The organism is Paraburkholderia sp. J67 (assembly GCF_905220265.1).
Lineage (GTDB): Bacteria > Pseudomonadota > Gammaproteobacteria > Burkholderiales > Burkholderiaceae > Paraburkholderia.
The window spans coordinates 25,949-42,504 of record NZ_CAJMZK010000001.1 but is presented as its reverse complement, the minus strand read 5'-3'; the positions used below and the strand labels follow the sequence as shown (position 1 = coordinate 42,504).

Annotated in this window: 14 protein-coding genes; 9 read left to right on the top strand and 5 right to left on the bottom strand. The window is 63.8% G+C overall.

What is annotated here, in order from left to right:
- Positions 1–98: 98 nt before the first annotated feature.
- Positions 99–1,073, bottom strand: a complete 975-nt coding sequence (locus U5782_RS00200; protein ID WP_322041852.1) for a helix-turn-helix transcriptional regulator — start codon at positions 1,071–1,073, stop codon at positions 99–101.
- A 290-nt stretch (positions 1,074–1,363) separates the two neighbouring features.
- Between U5782_RS00200 and U5782_RS00195 the strand changes: the two genes are divergently transcribed.
- The 3 genes from U5782_RS00195 to U5782_RS00185 all read left to right on the top strand — a co-directional run bounded on the left by U5782_RS00195 (position 1,364) and on the right by U5782_RS00185 (position 5,553).
- On the top strand, positions 1,364–2,785 hold the full coding sequence (locus U5782_RS00195; protein ID WP_322041851.1) for a benzoate-CoA ligase family protein: 1,422 nt from the start codon (positions 1,364–1,366) through the stop codon (positions 2,783–2,785).
- 363 nt (positions 2,786–3,148) lie between these two features.
- A complete protein-coding gene (locus tag U5782_RS00190) occupies positions 3,149–4,519 on the top strand; it encodes a HAMP domain-containing sensor histidine kinase (RefSeq protein WP_322041850.1) in 1,371 nt (456 codons plus the stop codon).
- Positions 4,516–5,553, top strand: a complete 1,038-nt coding sequence (locus tag U5782_RS00185; protein ID WP_322041849.1) for a response regulator — start codon at positions 4,516–4,518, stop codon at positions 5,551–5,553. Before U5782_RS00190 ends, U5782_RS00185 begins: the two co-directional genes overlap by 4 nt.
- Before the next feature lie 28 nt (positions 5,554–5,581).
- Here U5782_RS00185 and cqsA read toward each other — a convergent pair whose 3' ends face one another.
- Together cqsA and U5782_RS00175 are read right to left on the bottom strand one after the other, a co-directional pair.
- Positions 5,582–6,880 (bottom strand): alpha-hydroxyketone-type quorum-sensing autoinducer synthase, encoded by a 1,299-nt coding sequence (cqsA, locus tag U5782_RS00180; protein WP_322041848.1) that lies wholly within the window; start codon positions 6,878–6,880, stop codon positions 5,582–5,584.
- A 942-nt stretch (positions 6,881–7,822) separates the two neighbouring features.
- Positions 7,823–9,004, bottom strand: a complete 1,182-nt coding sequence (locus tag U5782_RS00175) for a GGDEF domain-containing protein (RefSeq protein WP_322041847.1) — start codon at positions 9,002–9,004, stop codon at positions 7,823–7,825.
- Positions 9,005–9,337: 333 nt separating this feature from the next.
- On the opposite strand from U5782_RS00175, the gene U5782_RS00170 reads away from it, so the two are divergent.
- Positions 9,338–9,610, top strand: coding sequence for a DUF2795 domain-containing protein (locus U5782_RS00170; RefSeq protein ID WP_322041846.1), 273 nt, complete (start codon positions 9,338–9,340; stop codon positions 9,608–9,610).
- Between the two features lie 21 nt (positions 9,611–9,631).
- Positions 9,632–10,168, top strand: coding sequence for a response regulator (locus tag U5782_RS00165; RefSeq protein WP_322041845.1), 537 nt, complete (start codon positions 9,632–9,634; stop codon positions 10,166–10,168).
- 41 nt (positions 10,169–10,209) lie between these two features.
- On the opposite strand, the gene U5782_RS00160 is transcribed toward U5782_RS00165, so the two are convergent.
- Positions 10,210–10,488 carry a hypothetical protein gene (locus U5782_RS00160; RefSeq protein ID WP_322041844.1) on the bottom strand — a complete coding sequence of 93 codons (279 nt, stop codon included), beginning with the start codon at positions 10,486–10,488 and terminating at the stop codon, positions 10,210–10,212.
- Between the two features lie 161 nt (positions 10,489–10,649).
- Between U5782_RS00160 and U5782_RS00155 the strand changes: the two genes are divergently transcribed.
- The 4 genes from U5782_RS00155 (at position 10,650) to U5782_RS00140 (ending at position 15,110) form a co-directional block, all read left to right on the top strand.
- Positions 10,650–11,558, top strand: a complete 909-nt coding sequence (locus tag U5782_RS00155; RefSeq protein ID WP_322041843.1) for a LysR substrate-binding domain-containing protein — start codon at positions 10,650–10,652, stop codon at positions 11,556–11,558.
- Between the two features lie 111 nt (positions 11,559–11,669).
- The gene (locus U5782_RS00150; protein WP_322041842.1) at positions 11,670–13,808 is read left to right on the top strand and encodes a phosphocholine-specific phospholipase C; all 2,139 of its coding nucleotides are present in this window, start codon (positions 11,670–11,672) and stop codon (positions 13,806–13,808) included.
- A 75-nt stretch (positions 13,809–13,883) separates the two neighbouring features.
- Positions 13,884–14,489 carry a TetR/AcrR family transcriptional regulator gene (locus tag U5782_RS00145; protein WP_322042502.1) on the top strand — a complete coding sequence of 202 codons (606 nt, stop codon included), beginning with the start codon at positions 13,884–13,886 and terminating at the stop codon, positions 14,487–14,489.
- Between the two features lie 99 nt (positions 14,490–14,588).
- Positions 14,589–15,110, top strand: coding sequence for an Rrf2 family transcriptional regulator (locus U5782_RS00140; protein WP_322041841.1), 522 nt, complete (start codon positions 14,589–14,591; stop codon positions 15,108–15,110).
- Positions 15,111–15,199: 89 nt separating this feature from the next.
- On the opposite strand, the gene U5782_RS00135 is transcribed toward U5782_RS00140, so the two are convergent.
- Positions 15,200–16,405 carry an NAD(P)/FAD-dependent oxidoreductase gene (locus tag U5782_RS00135; RefSeq protein ID WP_322041840.1) on the bottom strand — a complete coding sequence of 402 codons (1,206 nt, stop codon included), beginning with the start codon at positions 16,403–16,405 and terminating at the stop codon, positions 15,200–15,202.
- Positions 16,406–16,556 lie beyond the last annotated feature (151 nt).

Sequence of the window (16,556 nt, the reverse complement as noted above, 5' to 3'; positions counted from 1 at the left end):
GATAGTGCAGCATCCCACTCATGTAAAGCACTTTAATTCATGTTTTAGCGTTCAATGGGTAAACCATGAAAACCAATGCATCGCCGCCCACCCCCTCGTTAGTCGAGGCGCACCGGCTCCGCACCCAGCCGCGCCGCCAGCCGGTCGCGCAGTTGCAGATAGGCATCGGCGAGTGTCTTTTCGCTGGTGTCGTAGCGCATGTCGGCGCGTCCGTAAAGTTCGCTGCGCCCCGCCAGAATGCGTTTGAGATCGTCCATCGCCTCATTGTTGCCCGACATCGGACGCAGGTCGCCTTGCGCGATCACACGACGCATATGCTCTTCGGGGGCAGCCTGGAGCCAGACCGTGAAGCAGCGCGCCAGCAAGGTATTGAAGGTCGCGGGCTCGGACACGATGCCGCCCGGCGAAGCGATCACGGCGCGCGGATGTTCCGCGATTACGGCATCCAGCGCGCGTTGCTCATAACGGCGATACGCGCTCGCACCGTAGAGCGAATGGATTTCCGCCGGCGGGCAGCCCGCCAGTTGCTCGATCACACGGGTCAGCTCGACGAACGGCACCTTGCGCTCCTGCGCGAGCATGCGGCCGAGCGTGGACTTGCCCGCACCACGCAGGCCGATGAGCGCGATGCGCTCGTTGCGATGCGGATCGGCCGGCGTCTGCGAGAACATGTCGGCCAGCGCGACGCGTGCGCGCTGCAACGCAGCCGGATCGCGACCCTGTAGCAGTTCGCGGATGAGCAGCCATTCCGCCGATGAAGTCGTGACGTCGCCGATCACTTCCGCCAGCGGGCAATTCAGCGTGAGCGCGATCTGCCGCAGCACCAGCACCGAGGCGTTGCCCACCCCCGATTCCAGATTCGCCAGATGGCGCTCGGAAAGGCCGGTTTCGGCGGCCAGCGCCTTGCGCGTCATGCCGCGACGCGCGCGCAGCATGCGCACACGCTCGCCCATCGCCGTCAGGAAAGGATCGCGCTCGCTGCGCGCGCCGCTGGCTGCGTCGGCCCCCTCGCGGGCCAGCGCAGGGTCCGTCACGTCGTTCGCCGACGATTCGGCGATGTACGTTTGCTTCATCTTCAGAGGCCTCTCAACCCGGTTTTATGTACTATAGTGCTTGACACGCACTTTGCTTGCCCCTGATTTTCCGTCAAAAGTCGCTTCGCCGACAAACCCTGTTCAGACATCCACCCTTGCTCAACATTTCATGTGACCGGCGCGAGCGACAGGGCGAAGCCCCTCGAATGCGGGCAAACGACAATTTACCAGGCATTCCGTATCGTTTCGAATCGCTCTGGATCGTAGCGCTCACAACGACAACCGTTCGCCCGCAACGCGGGTGAACCAGAAACAGCGGAGACAGCAACGTGGATATCCAGGCAGCGCCCCCGCCCGCTCAATTCAACTTCGCTGCACATCTGTTCAGTCTCAATGCTGTGCGCGCGACCCAAATCGCCTATATCGACGACCAAGGCACGCTCAGTTACGGCGAACTCGAAACGCGCGCCTTGCGCTTTTCCGCCGCGCTGCGCGCACTCGGCATGCGCGCCGAAGAACGCATCCTGCTCGTGATGCTCGACACGGTCGAATTGCCCGTTGCCTTTCTCGGCGCACTGCATGCCGGCGTCGTGCCCGTGATCGTCAATACGCTGCTCACCGCCGACGACTATGTTTATATGCTCACCCACAGCCGCGCGCGGCTCGTGATTGCCTCGGGCGCGCTAGTGCCCGTCGTGAGTGCCGCACTCGACCAGCCGGAATGCGCCGATTGCCTGCTCGTGATTTCGCAACCGCTGTCCGACGTGCCCGACGTGCCCCTGGCACGCGAGCATCACGTGCTGCATGAACTCGTCGAAAGCGCGCCGCCAGCCGCGCGCGCCGCCCACACTGGCAGCGACGATATCGCCTTCTGGCTCTATTCATCGGGCTCGACGGGCAAGCCCAAGGGCACGGTCCATACCCACGCCAATCTCTACTGGACTGTCGAAACCTATGCCAAACCGATACTTGGCATTCGCGAAGACGACGTGGTGTTCTCCGCCGCCAAGCTCTTCTTTGCCTATGGCCTGGGCAACGCGCTGACGTTTCCGCTGTCCGTGGGCGCAACGACGGTCCTGATGGCCGAGCGCCCAACCGCGCAAGCCGTGTTCGCGCGCCTCGTCCAGTACCGCCCCACCATCTTCTACGGCGTGCCCACGCTCTATGCGGGCATGATGGCCTCGCCTGACCTCCCCGCGCGTGCGGAGGTCGCGCTACGCATTTGCACCTCGGCGGGCGAGGCGTTGCCGCGCGAAATCGGCGACCTCTTTATCCGCGGCCCGAGCGCGGCCGTGATGTACTGGAGCAATCGCGCGAAGTCGCGCGCGACCTTCCAGGGCGACTGGGTCAAGAGCGGCGACAAGTACCGGCGCCTGCCCGGCGGCTGCTACGTCTATGCGGGCCGCAGCGACGACATGCTCAAGGTCAGCGGTCAATATGTCTCGCCGATCGAAGTCGAGATGGCGCTCGTGCAGCACGAGATCGTGCTCGAAGCGGCCGTGGTCGGCGTCGATCAGGACGGGCTCATGAAGACCTGCGCATTCGTGGTGCTCAAGCCCGAAGCACGCGCGATGCAGGCGCCCCCGGCCGAACTCGCCCTGATGCTCAAGGCATTCGTGAAGGCGCGCCTCGCGCCGCATAAAACACCGCGCGACATCCTGTTCGTGGACGATCTGCCCAAGACCGCCACGGGCAAGATCCAGCGCTATCGTCTGCGCGAGCAATGCCAGGCGGCGGCCATGAAAGCGTGAACGTGTGAAGGCCTGAACGCCAGCGGCGCCGCATCCCTGCCCGCTCCGGCTCACGGCCCCAATCCGCAGACCATTCGATGCACATCGCATCGCCCTCCCGCCGCCTCGCGTGCGACATGCCAAAATATGCTCCTGACGCCCTGGCCATGCCACATCGGCGCGTCACAATGAGGTATCGTCTGCACTGGCCGCGCCAGACGCAACGCGGCCACGGCGCATGCGGCGCGCCAGCAGAACAACCACGGGGAAACCTCCGGGCCGCACGAAACAGCAGGCCGGAATGGCACGTCTACCCGTGCACGTCAGCCCGCGCAATGCACCCCAGGCGACGACCCACGCGGCATCGAATTCCGGCATCGAAACATGAGCGATTCCACCCTGAAGAACGTATCGAGATTTACGTCGCGCGCGCGGCACGGCTGGGCGTCGCTGAAACCGCGTATGGCGCGTGCATTCGCGCCTGCGCTGCGCAACCTTCAGTATGTGAAGCGGCGCATGCGCCCGCTTGCAGTGGTCGCGAGTATCGGCTTTCCGCTTTACTACTACGTCTGGAAAGACCTCTTTCCGCAGCCCTATGAAAATCTCTGGCTGCGTCTGATCGGCGCGGCGCTGTTCGTGCCGATCCTCGCCTTCGAGCGCTGGCCCGCTTCCGCCAAAAAGCTGCTGCCCTGGTACTGGTATCTCGCCACACTGTTTGCGCTGCCGTTTTTCTTCACCTTCATGCTGCTCAAGAACAACGGCAACGACGTGTGGGTGGAGAGCGCGCTGATCGCCGCCTTCGTGATGGTGCTGCTGCTCGACTGGCTCATGCTCGTATTGCAGTTTCTCGTGGGTATCGGCCTCGCACTGCTCGCCTATGTGCTCACGACCGATCCGATCGTGCTCAACGCGAACTACCTCACGCATCTGGCGATCTTCTCGTTCGCCGTGGCGATCGGCGCCGTGGCCAACTACGACCAGGACCGCATCCAGATCGAACAGGAGCGCGCCATGCTGGCGACGGCGGGCAGCGTCGCGCACGAATTGCGCACGCCGCTCGTGGCGATTCGCGTGGGCGCGGCGGGCCTCATGCGTTATCTGCCCGCGCTGCTCGACACCTACGCGCTCGCCCAGCGCAGCCGCCTGACGGTGCCCAAAATACGCGTGGCGCATCTGCATTCGATGCAGGGCGTCGTGGGCCGCATCGAACAGGAAGCGCTGCATTCGAACGCCATCATCGACATGTTGCTCGCCACGGCGCGGTTTACGGGCGGGAACATGCAAAACGCAACGCAATGCTCGATTGCGCACTGCGTCGAAACCGCGCTCGCGCGTTATCCGTTTCGCGAGGGCGACCGCGCGCGCGTGCATTGCAATTTGCGACCCGATTTCGAATTTGCCGGATCGGAAATGCTCACAGTCCATGTGTTATTCAATTTGATGAAAAATGCATTCCGGCATATGGGCAGTATCGAAGGCGCGCATATTTCGATCCGGCTCGAAGTGGCCAATCGCACCAATCGCACTAATCGGCTGATTTTTAGCGATACAGGCGCCGGTATTTCATCTGAAGTCTTGCCGCATATCTTTACCCGCTTTTATACTTCCTCCACGACCACCGATGACGTGTCGCTCGGAGCAGGAATCGGGCTGGCATTCTGCCGCGATGTCATGCAAGCGATGGGAGGAACAATTGCCTGCTCTTCGGTGAAAGGCAAGTACACCGAGTTCGTTTTGACATTCCCTGCGCCATGACGAAAGCCACTCCGAAGTCCATTCAGCCTCTTTCCTGGCCGACCACCGCCGCCTTCGTCGACGACAGCGCGGCCTTCCTGTCGAATCTGAGCCTGCAACTCGACCCCGAACTGGCGTTCCGTCTCTTCAATTCGCCCACGGAGGCGCTGCGCTTTCTGAACGGCCGCGCAGCACAGGACCAGCCCGCCTCGCCCATCTTCAGCCCCTATCTGGATCGCACCGAAGAAAACGATGCGCATCAGGTTATCGCCATGCGCGTGGACGCCATTCGCTCGCTCGTGCACCGCCCCGCGCGTTTCGAATCGGTTTCGGTCGTCGTGGTGGATTACGACATGCCCGAGTTGAATGGCATTGAATTTTGCCGCCGTCTCGACAATCCGGCGCTCAAGAAAATCGTGCTTACCGGCAAGGCCGACGAGCATGTGGCAGTCAAAAGCTTCAACGAAGGCGTGATCGACCGCTTCATCCGCAAACATGAAGCCGACGCGATCGAAACGCTGAACCAGACGATTCGAGACATGCAGGCCGCGTTCTTCGACAAGACCTGCGGCGCGGTGCTCGACGCGCTCGCCGTGTCCGAATATGCGTTTCTCAAAGACGGCAGCCTGGCGAAACATGTGCAGGGCATATTCGAATCGCTCGGCATCGTCGAGCACTATCTCTCCTGGCAGCCGCACGGTCTGTTGATGTTCGATGCGCAGGGCACCGCGTATCTGCTGATCCTGCATACGGACGCGTCGCTGCGCGGCGTGCGCGAGATCGCCGTCGAGCAGGGTGCGCCCGCTTCGTTTCTCGCCGAACTCGACAGCCACCGCGGTATCCCCTACTTCTGGCGTACCGAGGGCTACTATCCCGCGCAGTGCGTCGAATGGCAGCCTCACATGCATCCCGCATCGGTATTCGTAGGCGAACGACGCTATACCTACGCCATCGTGAAGAAGCCCGCGGGCCTCGCGCTCGATAACGTGCTGCCCTACGACGCCTATTTGCAGCACCTCGACCGCGAAATCCAGGCGGCGTGGGACTCGCACTAAGCCCGGCACGCCGCCCGCCTCCCTTACCTCACGCGGCCACCGGCAGACTCACCAGCGCCGGTGCCTGCCGCACGCGCGCACGGCCCGCGCCGCGCTCCATCAGACGGCGCGTGGACGGCCAGTTCCACATCTGCACTTCATCGCGAATCGCTTCGCAAACGTCCACGATGCGCTCCAGCTCCGTCCCGGACAACGCCGCACTGATCGAGAGCCGCACGAGCGAGCGGTTCTGCGCCGTCGCCGGCGCGCAGAACACCGAACCGAAGATGCCGCGCGCCTCCAGCGCGTCGCGCAGCACGATGGTCTGCGGCTCCGGCCCGGCTTCGAGCGCGATGATCTGCGTCTCGCTGCCGTTGAGGTTGTAGCCGAGTTCCTCGAGCCGCGAACGCAGATAGCGTGCATTCGCCGCCACACGCGTGCGGCGCCAGTCGTCGCGCTCGATCACTTCGAGCGTGGCCGCAAGGCCCGCCGTCTCATGGGGCAACAGCGTCGAGCTGAAGATGGCCGGCAAGGCCTCGCACTTGAAGTACTCCTGAAACCGCCGCGAACACGTGACGATCCCCGCGCGGCCGGCAAACGCTTTCGCCAGGCTCGCCGTGCGGAAATGCACGCGATCCGTGAGACCCAGTTCGGCAACGAGACCCGCGCCATGTGGCCCGTGCGTGCCGAGCGAATGCGATTCGTCCACCACGAACACGCAGTCGTGCTCCGCGCACACTTCCGCAAACGCTTGCAGCGGGCACACGCTGCCATTCGTGCTGTACACCGAATCGACGATCACGATGCCAGGCCCGTAGCGCTGGATGCGCTGTTCGAGATGCTCGACATCGTTGTGGAAGAAACTGATCGCCTTGGCCCCCGCGCTGCGGATGCCTTCCCAGAGCGACATATGCGCCATCATGTCGACGTACACCGGCGTCTGTGCATTGGCGATCGACTGGATCAGCCCGGTATTGGCCGCGAACCCCGACTGGCACAAGACGCTCGCTTGCGCGCCCATGTAGCGGGCAAAGCGGTCTTCGAGCTGCAACTGCGGACAATCGTCGCCGTGCAGGAACACGCCCGACATCAGCAGGCCATTGCCCTCGCTGCGGATGCTTCTCGACATCGCCTCGATGATCTCTGGATGGCGTGCGATCGACAGATAGTCGTTGCTCGACAAATGCAGCGCGTGCGCATCGGGCACGCGGCCCTTCATGATGTGCCCGCCCGCCCAGCTCTGCTGAACCCGCTCCCCGTAGTAGCGGTCTACGCGCGCAGCGAGGAAAGCCGGCAATTCGGCGTCGTTGTTGTGCGCATCCCGCCAATTATTATTAGCAACTTGCATCTTAGGCTCCTGGTGGTTGATGGCCGCCTCCCCGCGGGCGACTGCCTGTCAGAGAACCGCTGGGATGGCTGGCCGGTAATAGGCCCAGGCAGGCGTGACGCGCACGAACGACGTTCGCGCGGACACACCGGCCAAGGGCGGTTGAATGCAAAAAAGACGATGACGGATGGACGCGCGCATCGCGCGCGAGTGAAGATGGGGCCCGCGCCGGCTGCGCCAGCGGGCATGCCCACGCCCGCGTGCATGGGCTACGTGGGCACCAGCACGGACGCGTGCGGACATGCGCGGCGCACTACAGCGCGCGGAACCTCTCGGCGCAGCGGACCTTTCAACGCGGTCGGTGATGCGCCGTCTCCCTTCGATACGTGCGGCGGGCGGGCGCATGGGAGCAGATCCATGCGCATGAACATTCGCTCGAACGCGCACAAGGGGCAGCGGTCTCGCAGGCGAATGGACTCGCTTGACGCCGTGGGCGGGCGCCTCGACATCCGCATGGATCGCGCTTCGCGTGATCGTCACTGGGTACCAAGGAAGAGACGTCTGCCCGAAGAATGCAGTGCCTGTTACAGCGGCGCGCAGATGGCAAGGCGCGGCCGGCCTGAATGAACGTTGCGTGGAACGTCACCTGCACATTTTGATAATTATCGTTTAAAAACAGTGACGTGACCGATTTCAATTGCATCGCCATGCAGCATGCATAGTGAAACGATTGCGCTCTGTTGCAGTGTTTTACGGGGAGGCTTGTCGGCATTCACTGCGCATGATTGCCAGTCAGGAGACAGGCTGGCGCCATCGACTCGACAGGCCCGAAAAGGCGCCGCAACGCATCAATGGATTCGCACTCCTGGGACAGGCTTCACTTCGATGAAACCCCTCACCAGGGAGAATTCTGCCGGTCGCTATTTGAATTTTTATGACGCCGGCAATAGGTCGCGGCGTGGGTTACGCCGTCACCACGCGATTACGCCCACGTGTTTTCGCTTCGTAAAGCGCTGCGTCCGCGCGCGCCATGAGACCGGCCAGGGTATCGCCGGTTTGCAGGACATCCACGCCCGCACTGAATGTCAGACCCGCATGCGCAGCCGGGCCTTCCTGCACTGCTTGCGCATGCAACGGTATATCGCCGCCGCGCCGGACCGCGAGCGCCGCCACGCGCAGCGCATCCAGACGCATCACCGCGTCCTCGCGCGCGATCGCCGGGAACAGCAGCGCGAATTCCTCGCCGCCTAGCCGCCCGAACAGGTCCTTTTCCTGCACGCCGGTCGCCACTACGCGACCGAAATGCGCGAGTGCGCGATCGCCTGCGGCATGACCGTAGTGATCGTTGATGGCCTTGAAGTGGTCGATATCGAGGATCGCGAGCACGACAGGCGTGTTCTTCGCCCACGCGGCATCGAGCAACGCACCCGCCTGCGCGACAAAGGCCCGGCGCGTGAGTGCGCCGGTAAGCTCGTCCCGGTTGGCAAGATGCTCCAGCCGTTCGGCCATGCGATCGTGCGCGAGCAGGACCATGCCGATCGATAACGCCGGCAGCACCAGAATCCCCAAGGCAAGCCAGACGACATTGAGCGGCGTGACAGCGAGCAACGTCTTCTGCTCGATCAGCCCCGTGCCATAGGTGATGCCGCGCAGACCGTGCGCGCAGGCGCCGAGCCACGCCGAGCAGGTGACAAAGCGATAGCTATAGACGGGACGGCCCGGCGGCCGGTAGCGCAGCGCCATCCCGCCGATCGCCGCATAGATCGACGCATGGAACGCCGAGACCAGCGCGATGCGCACAGCGAGACTGGGCTCCACCCAATACCACCAGGCGATGCCCGCCGCGACCGCGGCGCAACCGGCCCATGCGAGCGGCACGCGCGGGCTCAAGCCGAAGAATTCGCGGCAGCCCTCCAGCACCTGCGTCACCGCGATGGCGAGCAAGGTATTCGGCACGAGGACCGTGAAGAACGGCATGCCCATGCGCTGCATGCCCGTGAGCACGAGCGCCGCGCTCGCCCAGACATAGGCGCCCATCCAGCGGCTCACGCCCGGAATGCCTGCGGGGCGCAGCGAACCGAGAATGGCGAGACTCATGATGCTCGAGAGCACCGTGACGAGAAGGATATTGACCGGATCTAGCATGAACGGCGCACAACGCAGGGCCTGGGAGCTGCGCCTCGATTCGCACGCCGGGTGCGGACGAAAACGGGCTCACATCAGTTTACGGCAGAAATTTTAAAACGATCGTTTCGGACTGGGAATTTATGCATTTCAACGGTGGGTTGAATATCGCATTGGCATAAGAAGTAATTTATTCCGATTTCCTTTTCGACAATTTCCATGAATCGATTGCGCGCGCATCTAATTCGCATGATGTTCGACGCTATTTGCATTGAAGCATCGCGCACAGTGTCATCAAGACAGACGGGAACAGCATCTGCTCGGTAATGGGTAAGTCACTCGCAGGAGACATCCATGTCTACCGCTCCGGTTCCTTCCTCGTCCGCGCCTGACAATCCGCGTGAAGCCCTGCTCGATCGCGTGCAGCGCGCCGTCGACGCCGTGTCGTATCCCGCGCATCCTCCAACGCTGATCGATGCGGCCGAACAGGCGGGCGCCGCCGCCGACGTGCTGGAAGCGCTGCGGCGCCTGCCCGACGAAGCCTTCGGCAGTTTTGCCGAGGTCTCGGCCTCGATCGTCGCGGGGCACGATACGAGCGCGCAACCGCGCCGCGAAGTCCCGCGCTGAAGCTACTCAGGGAGGCGCACCATGAACCAGACGAAATCTTCGGGAATGGAAATTGCGCAAAAACCGCCCGGCGCCGGGCGAACGCCGGACTCGGGCGGCTGCGGCCGCCGCGAGAACAGTCAAAGGATCGCGAAGAACAAGGGCGCGCTCGCCGCGGTGACCCCAGCCACCCCAGCAGGCGATGCGCGCCGCTCAGATAAACGACGTATGGCTACCGTTTTACTCGTCGACGACGACATCAACGCATTGAATGCCCTGAAGGAACTGGTGGGGCAGGAAGGTTACCGGGTCAGGACGGCCGAAGACGGCACCGTCGCGCTCAGGAGCGCCCTGGCCGACCCGCCCGATGTGGTCATCTCCGACTGCATGATGCCGCATATGGATGGCCTCTCGCTGATGCGCGAGATGCGCCGCAATAGCACGCTCGCAAGCGTGCCGCTGGTGCTGGTCTCGGCGCTCGTAACGCTGCCCGCCGATGCCGACGTGGTCGGCTTCCTGCGCAAGCCCTTCGCGGTCTCGCAACTGCTCGATATTCTCCATCGCATCGCTGCGCCTTGATGCCTTCACGAAACGCGCGCAGCACGCGCGTTTCGCGCCGCTCAATGGTCTTTAGCCGATGAACCGCCGTGGCTTTTCGCACGCGTATTGCGATTGGCCTGCGCGTCATTTTGCGTGCGTTCCTGATAGGCGTCGCCGCCGCGGCGGTCGGTATCTTCGAGACCGCGTTCCAGATCTTCATGCCCCTGCACGCCGACCGAGCGCGGCTCGTGCGGATGCTTCGCCGCCACCGGCTCGCCGCCTTCGTGCCGTGGATGCTTGACCTTGGCGTCATCCTCCTGCTGCGGGGTCTGCGCCGTCTGCTTGCGCTGATCGTTCATGGCGAACCTCCTGGCTTATGTTCTGTGCGAGAAAGCGCGGATGCGCTCCATCCACGCGTGGCGCAATCCTGATGCCCGCTGCATGTTCGCAGCATCTTTCCCGCTTAACGAAACTGTCGTGCGCGCACGGTAGAGTCGATGCCATTTGCCGTTCATTGCCTATGCTCGCCCCGCAACTCGCGCCGCTCGTCGCCGCGTTCTTTGAAACTGTCCGGCACGGCAGCATTACCGCCGCCGCGCGGCATCTCTCGATCAGCCAGCCTACCGTCACCGCGCGCATCCAGCAGCTCGAAAAACACTACGGCGTCGAGCTGTTCCATCGGCGCGGCAGTCGGGTCGAACTCACGCAGACGGGCGCCGATCTCATGCCGCTGATCGACCGGCTGATGGAAAGCGAACTCGCGATCGACTGCGCGCTGCGCGACGGCCGCACGCTCGATGCAGGCAGCTTCCGTCTGGGCACGACCGGCCCCTATTACATCCTTCCCGCCGTGGCCGCGTTCCGCCGCCGCTATCCGAATGTGCAGATCGGCATGGAGGTCGGCAACTCGCAGGAAGTGCTCGACGCGCTGATGGACTATCGCGTCGATGTCGCCGTTTCCTCGAATCGCGTCGATGACCCGACGCTCACGCGCCATCGCCTCGCCACCGATTCACTCGTGCTGGTGGTCGATCCGACGCATGCGCTCGCGCGACGGACTAGCACCGACCTGCGCGTGCTCGCGCATGAAACGCTGCTGTTGCGCGAACCGGGCTCGCGCACGCGGGACGCTACCGAGGCCGCGCTCAAGCGTCGTGACGTCCGGCCCGCCGCGCTGATCGAAATCGGCAGCCGCGAGGCGATCTGCGAGGCGATTCGCCACGGCCTGGGCTGCTCGCTCATGCCCGCCGGCGAGGTGCCGCGCGGCGCGTCGCTGGCGAGCGTGCCGATCGAACCCGACGGCCCCGTGATGCACGAATATCTCTATCACCTCAAGAGCCGTACGAATGCGCGCCTGATTGCGGCATTCATGGGCATGCTCGATGCGCAACACGCCGATGTGGCAGCGACCTTCAACAATGATTCGTAAAACGAAATAATGTTCCTGCTACCGCCGCGCACACTCGCGCGGTGGGCACCGCGCGTTCCGGGTACGATATGACAGCACCATGACCCACCCGCCCCGGAACGAGCTGGCACCATGACCTCGAAGGATCGCCGTCATTTTCTGCGCGCCGCCGCCGCGGGCACCGCGCTCGGGCTGTTCCCCCCCGCCATCCGCCGCGCGCTCGCGATTCCGGCCAACAACGTCACCGGCACGATTCAGGACGTTCAGCATGTCGTGATCTTCATGCAGGAGAATCGCTCGTTCGACCACTACTTCGGCACCTTGCCGGGCGTGCGCGGCTTCGGCGACCGCATCACGATACCGCAGCCCCAGGGCGCCAGCGTCTGGCAGCAGAGCGACGGCTCGCGCAGCGTGCTGCCCTTTCACCTCGACAAGAACAAGGGCAACGCGCTGCTCGCGGGCGGCGCGCACGAATGGCTCGACGCTCACAGCGCATGGGATCACGGCCGCATGACGCAATGGCCGAAGTCGAAGGGCGACGTCTCGATGGGCTATCTGGACGCCGCCGATCTGCCGTTTCACTTCGCGCTGGCGAATGCGTTCACGATCTGCGACGCCTGGCATTGTTCGCTGCACGGCGGCACCAATTCGAACCGCATTTTTCTATGGACCGGCACCAACGGCCCAGCCAGCGACGAGCAGTATGCGGTGGTGAACAACAACGGCTGGGACTGGCTCGACGCCTCGCAAAAAGGGCTGAAATGGACCACTTATCCCGAGCGTCTGCAAAAGGCCGGCGTGAGCTGGAAGGTCTACGAGAATCAGCCCGACAACTACAACGACAATCCGCTCTGCGGCTTCGCGACCTTCCGCAAGGTGCATGAAGCGATCAGCGGCGCGCCCAATGCGCCGTGGACCCCGGAACTCGAAGCGGCCGCGCCGCTTTACAAGGGCATCGGCAATACGATGCCGGACGGCGGCTTTTTGCAGGCGCTCAAGGACGATATCGCCGCCAGCCGCCTGCCGCAGGTGAGCTGGATCGTCTCGCCGCAGGCCTATTGCGAGCACCCTGCCGTGTCCACGCCGAACCAGGGCGCGTGGTACATCCAGCAATTGCTCGACGCGCTCACGGCCAACCCCGAGGTGTGGAGCAAGACCGTACTGTTCGTGATGTACGACGAAAACGACTGCTTTTTCGATCACGTGCCGCCGCCCGATGCGCCCTCGCCCAACGCCGACGGCAGCTATGCGGGCAAATCCACGGTCAGCACGAAGCACGAATACTTCACGATGCCCAACCCGCCCGGCGACGAAAAGCCCCTTACGCCAGACGGTCTGCCTTTTGGACCTGGCCCGCGGGTGCCGATGTTCGTGATTTCGCCGTGGAGCACGGGCGGGTTCGTCAACTCGCAAACCTTCGACCACACTTCGGTACTACGCTTTCTTGAGAAACGCTTTGGCGTGGAAGAGCCCAATATCAGCGCGTGGCGGCGCGCGGTGTTAGGCGACCTGACCTCTACGCTCAATTTCAGCACGCCTAACGAAAAATTTGCGACATCGTTCCCGGCACCCAGCAAGGCTGCCGCCGATGCGCTCAACGCGCAGCAGAGCAAGCTCAAGGCGGTGCCGCTGCCGGCCGTCGCCGATCAGACCATGCCGCGCCAGGCGCGCTTCGCGCGGCCTTCGCGCGCGCTGCCCTACCAGTTGCACGTGCATGCGAGCGTCGATGCGCGGCGGCGCGACGTGCGCCTCGCCTTCGTCAACGAAGGCCGCGCGGGCGCGGTCTTTCACGTCTACGACAAATTGCATCTCGAGCGCATGCCGCGCCGTTACACGGTCGAAGCGGGCAAGCAACTCGCCGACGACTGGACGCCCGAAGCCGCCGACAATGGCCGCTACGATCTCTGGGTGCTCGGGCCGAACGGCTTTCATCGCGGCTTCACGGGCGACCTGGGCGCGGCGCTGCGCGGCCCGAATCCCGAAGCGCGCCTGGGTTACGACACGGCGCGTAACGTTTTAACGCTCGCGATCGGCAACAGCGGGCGCGACAGCGCCGCCTGTAGCGTGAAGCCGAACGCCTATCGCAGCGACGCGCCCTGGACGGCCACCGTGCCCGCGCATGGCCACGCCGAACAGAGCTGGCCGCTCGACGCCTCGGGCGGTTGGTACGACTTCACGCTGAGCGCGGAAAACGGCGTGACACGCCGCTTCGCGGGCCGGCTGGAAACCGGCAAGGACAGCATCAGCGATCCGGAAATGGGGATCGGTTGACCGGATTTGATCCGGGTGCGGACATTTCATATCAATTGATCTAAAATGACCCATTCCCACCTGACGGAGCTGGAAATGGGCCGCCCCCGCGAATTCGACGAAATCAGCGTACTCGACGCCGCCTGCGGCGCGTTCTGGGCACGCGGCTTCGAAGGCACGTCCACGCGCGACCTCGTGAAGGCCACGGGCCTCACCCAACCGAGCCTCTATAACGCGTTTGGCGACAAGCGCGCCCTGTTCCTGCGCGTGCTCGATCACTACCTGGAGCATTCGCTGCGCGAGCGTCTCGTGCGGCACGAAGCCGCCGCCACGCCGGGCACGGCCATCGCGGGCTTCTTCGCCGAGACCGTGCAGCGCTCGCTCGACGATCCGGGCAAACGTGGCTGCCTGATGGTGAATTCCGCGCTCGAAGCGGCCCCCGACGACGACGAACTGCGCGACGCCATCGCGGCCGAACTCACGCAGATCCGCGACTTTTTTCTGCGCTGTGTGGAAGCCGGCCAGCGCAGCGGCGAAATCGCGAAGACCGTCGGCGCAACGGAAGCGGCCCAGCATCTGCTCGCGGTTCTGATGGGGCTGCGCGTGCTCGCGCGCATCCATCCCGAACGCGAATGGCTCACCGGCGCCGTTGCTCCGGCGCTCACGTTGCTCGGACTGCTGCCGGGCAACGCCGCGCATTGAGCACTCTTTATCGTCGCGTACATTCGTGTGCGCGAGCCTGCGCGCATCGCCCCGCCGTGATACCCTTATAACTCCGATTCATTTAGTCGTGGTATAGCCATGTCTTACATCAGCACCGGCGTCGAGTACGGTTTGCACTGCCTGCTCTATCTCGCGGACCCCGAAGGCGTGCGCGAAGCGAGCGTGCGCGATCTGGCCGAAATGCAGGGCGTTTCGGTCGATTACGCGGCCAAGCTGTTCACGCGCCTCGCCAAGGCCGGACTCGTTTCGGCCACCGAGGGCATCCGTGGCGGCTTCGCGCTCGCGCGCGCGCCACAGGCCATTACCGTGCACGACGTCGTCGAAGCCATCGACGGCGAGAAAGCGCTATTCGATTGCCGCGAAATCCGCTCGCAATGTGCGTTGTTCGACGACGCCGCGCCTGCATGGGCCACGCGCGGCACATGCTCGATTCACGCGGTCATGCAGGCCGCCGAGCGCAGCATGCGCGAGGAGCTGAAAAAGCACACCCTGGCGGATCTCGCCGCGCGCGCGCACTCCAAGGCGCCTGCGAACCACGGCAAGCACGTGGTGCAGTGGTTCACGGAACGCGCCGCGAACCGGCGCAGCGATCGTGTGTAATACAACGCCTGTAAAAAACGGACGTAAAAAAGCGAGGCTCCTCAGGGAGCCTCGTTTTTCATTGCGACCGGGTGGCTAACTAAACCCGCTTACGCCACCACGATCCGACGCGGATCGGCGCTGGCGAACACCTCTTCACGCTCCGCGCGCGGCGGATAGATCCATTCGGTATTGATACGGGTCTTGAGCTGCTTGGCTTCCAGGCCGCTCATTTTTACTTCGCGCTCCCAACCTTCCGTATAAACCGCGCCCCACGGGCCAAGATCGAGACAGGTCACGTATTTCGGCTGGCTATATGCGATCGATTCGAGACCGAGCAGATCGGCGGCCGCATTGTGCCCCGCCGAGCGACCCAGATTCATCGCGTGCTGGCACGACATCAGCGTGCGGTTGCCTTCGTCGTCGGTGGCCGCGCTGGCGACGTCGCCGGTCGCAAACACGCCGGGCACGCCTTCCACTGCGAGATTGCGGTCCACGTAGAGACGGCCCGCCGCATCACGACGCGCGGGAATCTGCGCGGTCAGCGCACTCGCGCGCACGCCCGCCGTCCAGATCACCGTGTTCGATTCGATGCGCGTGCCGTCGGCGATCGTCACGCCTTGCGCGTCGACGGCCGCAACGCCCTGCCCCAATTGCCAGGTCACGCCCAGATCGCGCAGCGCGGTCTCGATAACGGGACGCGGACCCGGCCCGAGATCGGGGCCGATCGCCTCGTTGCGCTCCACCACGATCACGCGCACCGGCGTGTTCTCGCCAAGCGCGGCACGCAGACGCGCCGGCATTTCCGCCGCCGTTTCGATACCCGTGAAGCCGCCGCCCGCCACCACGACGGTATTGCGCGCGGGCGTGTCGGGTTGTTGCGCCAGATTGCGGATATGCGTTTCGAGCGCCGCAGCTTCGTCGATCTGATCGACGCTGAACGCGTGCTCGGCCAGCCCGGCAATCTCGGGGCGGAACAGCTTGCTGCCTGTGGCCAGCACCAGACGGTCGTAGGCCATCGTGAAGGCGCGGCCTTGCGCATCCTGCCCTTGCACCTCGCGGCGATCCGTATGAATCTGCTCGACCGTGCCTTGCACGAATTTCACGCCCACCGCGTCGAAGATTTCGGACAGCGGCGCCTTCATGTTGGCCGGACCTTCTTCATACAAACGCGGACGCACATGCAGATGCGGATCCGGCGCGATCAGCGCGATTTCGACATCGGCACGGCCAGCTTCGTCGATCAGACGCGCTGCGCTCAGCGCGCTCCACATACCGGCAAAACCGGCCCCGACAATCAGAATTCGCTTCGACATGTTCCACTCCTGTAGATCGTTGCGTGAGACCGGCAGGTCTCGAACCACCGCATCTGGAAAACGCGCTACGCCGTCGCAACGCATAACTGCGATTCTATGAGTCGTAGTTATGGACTACAATGCGACTTAATGAAACACACTGTTGACCGGA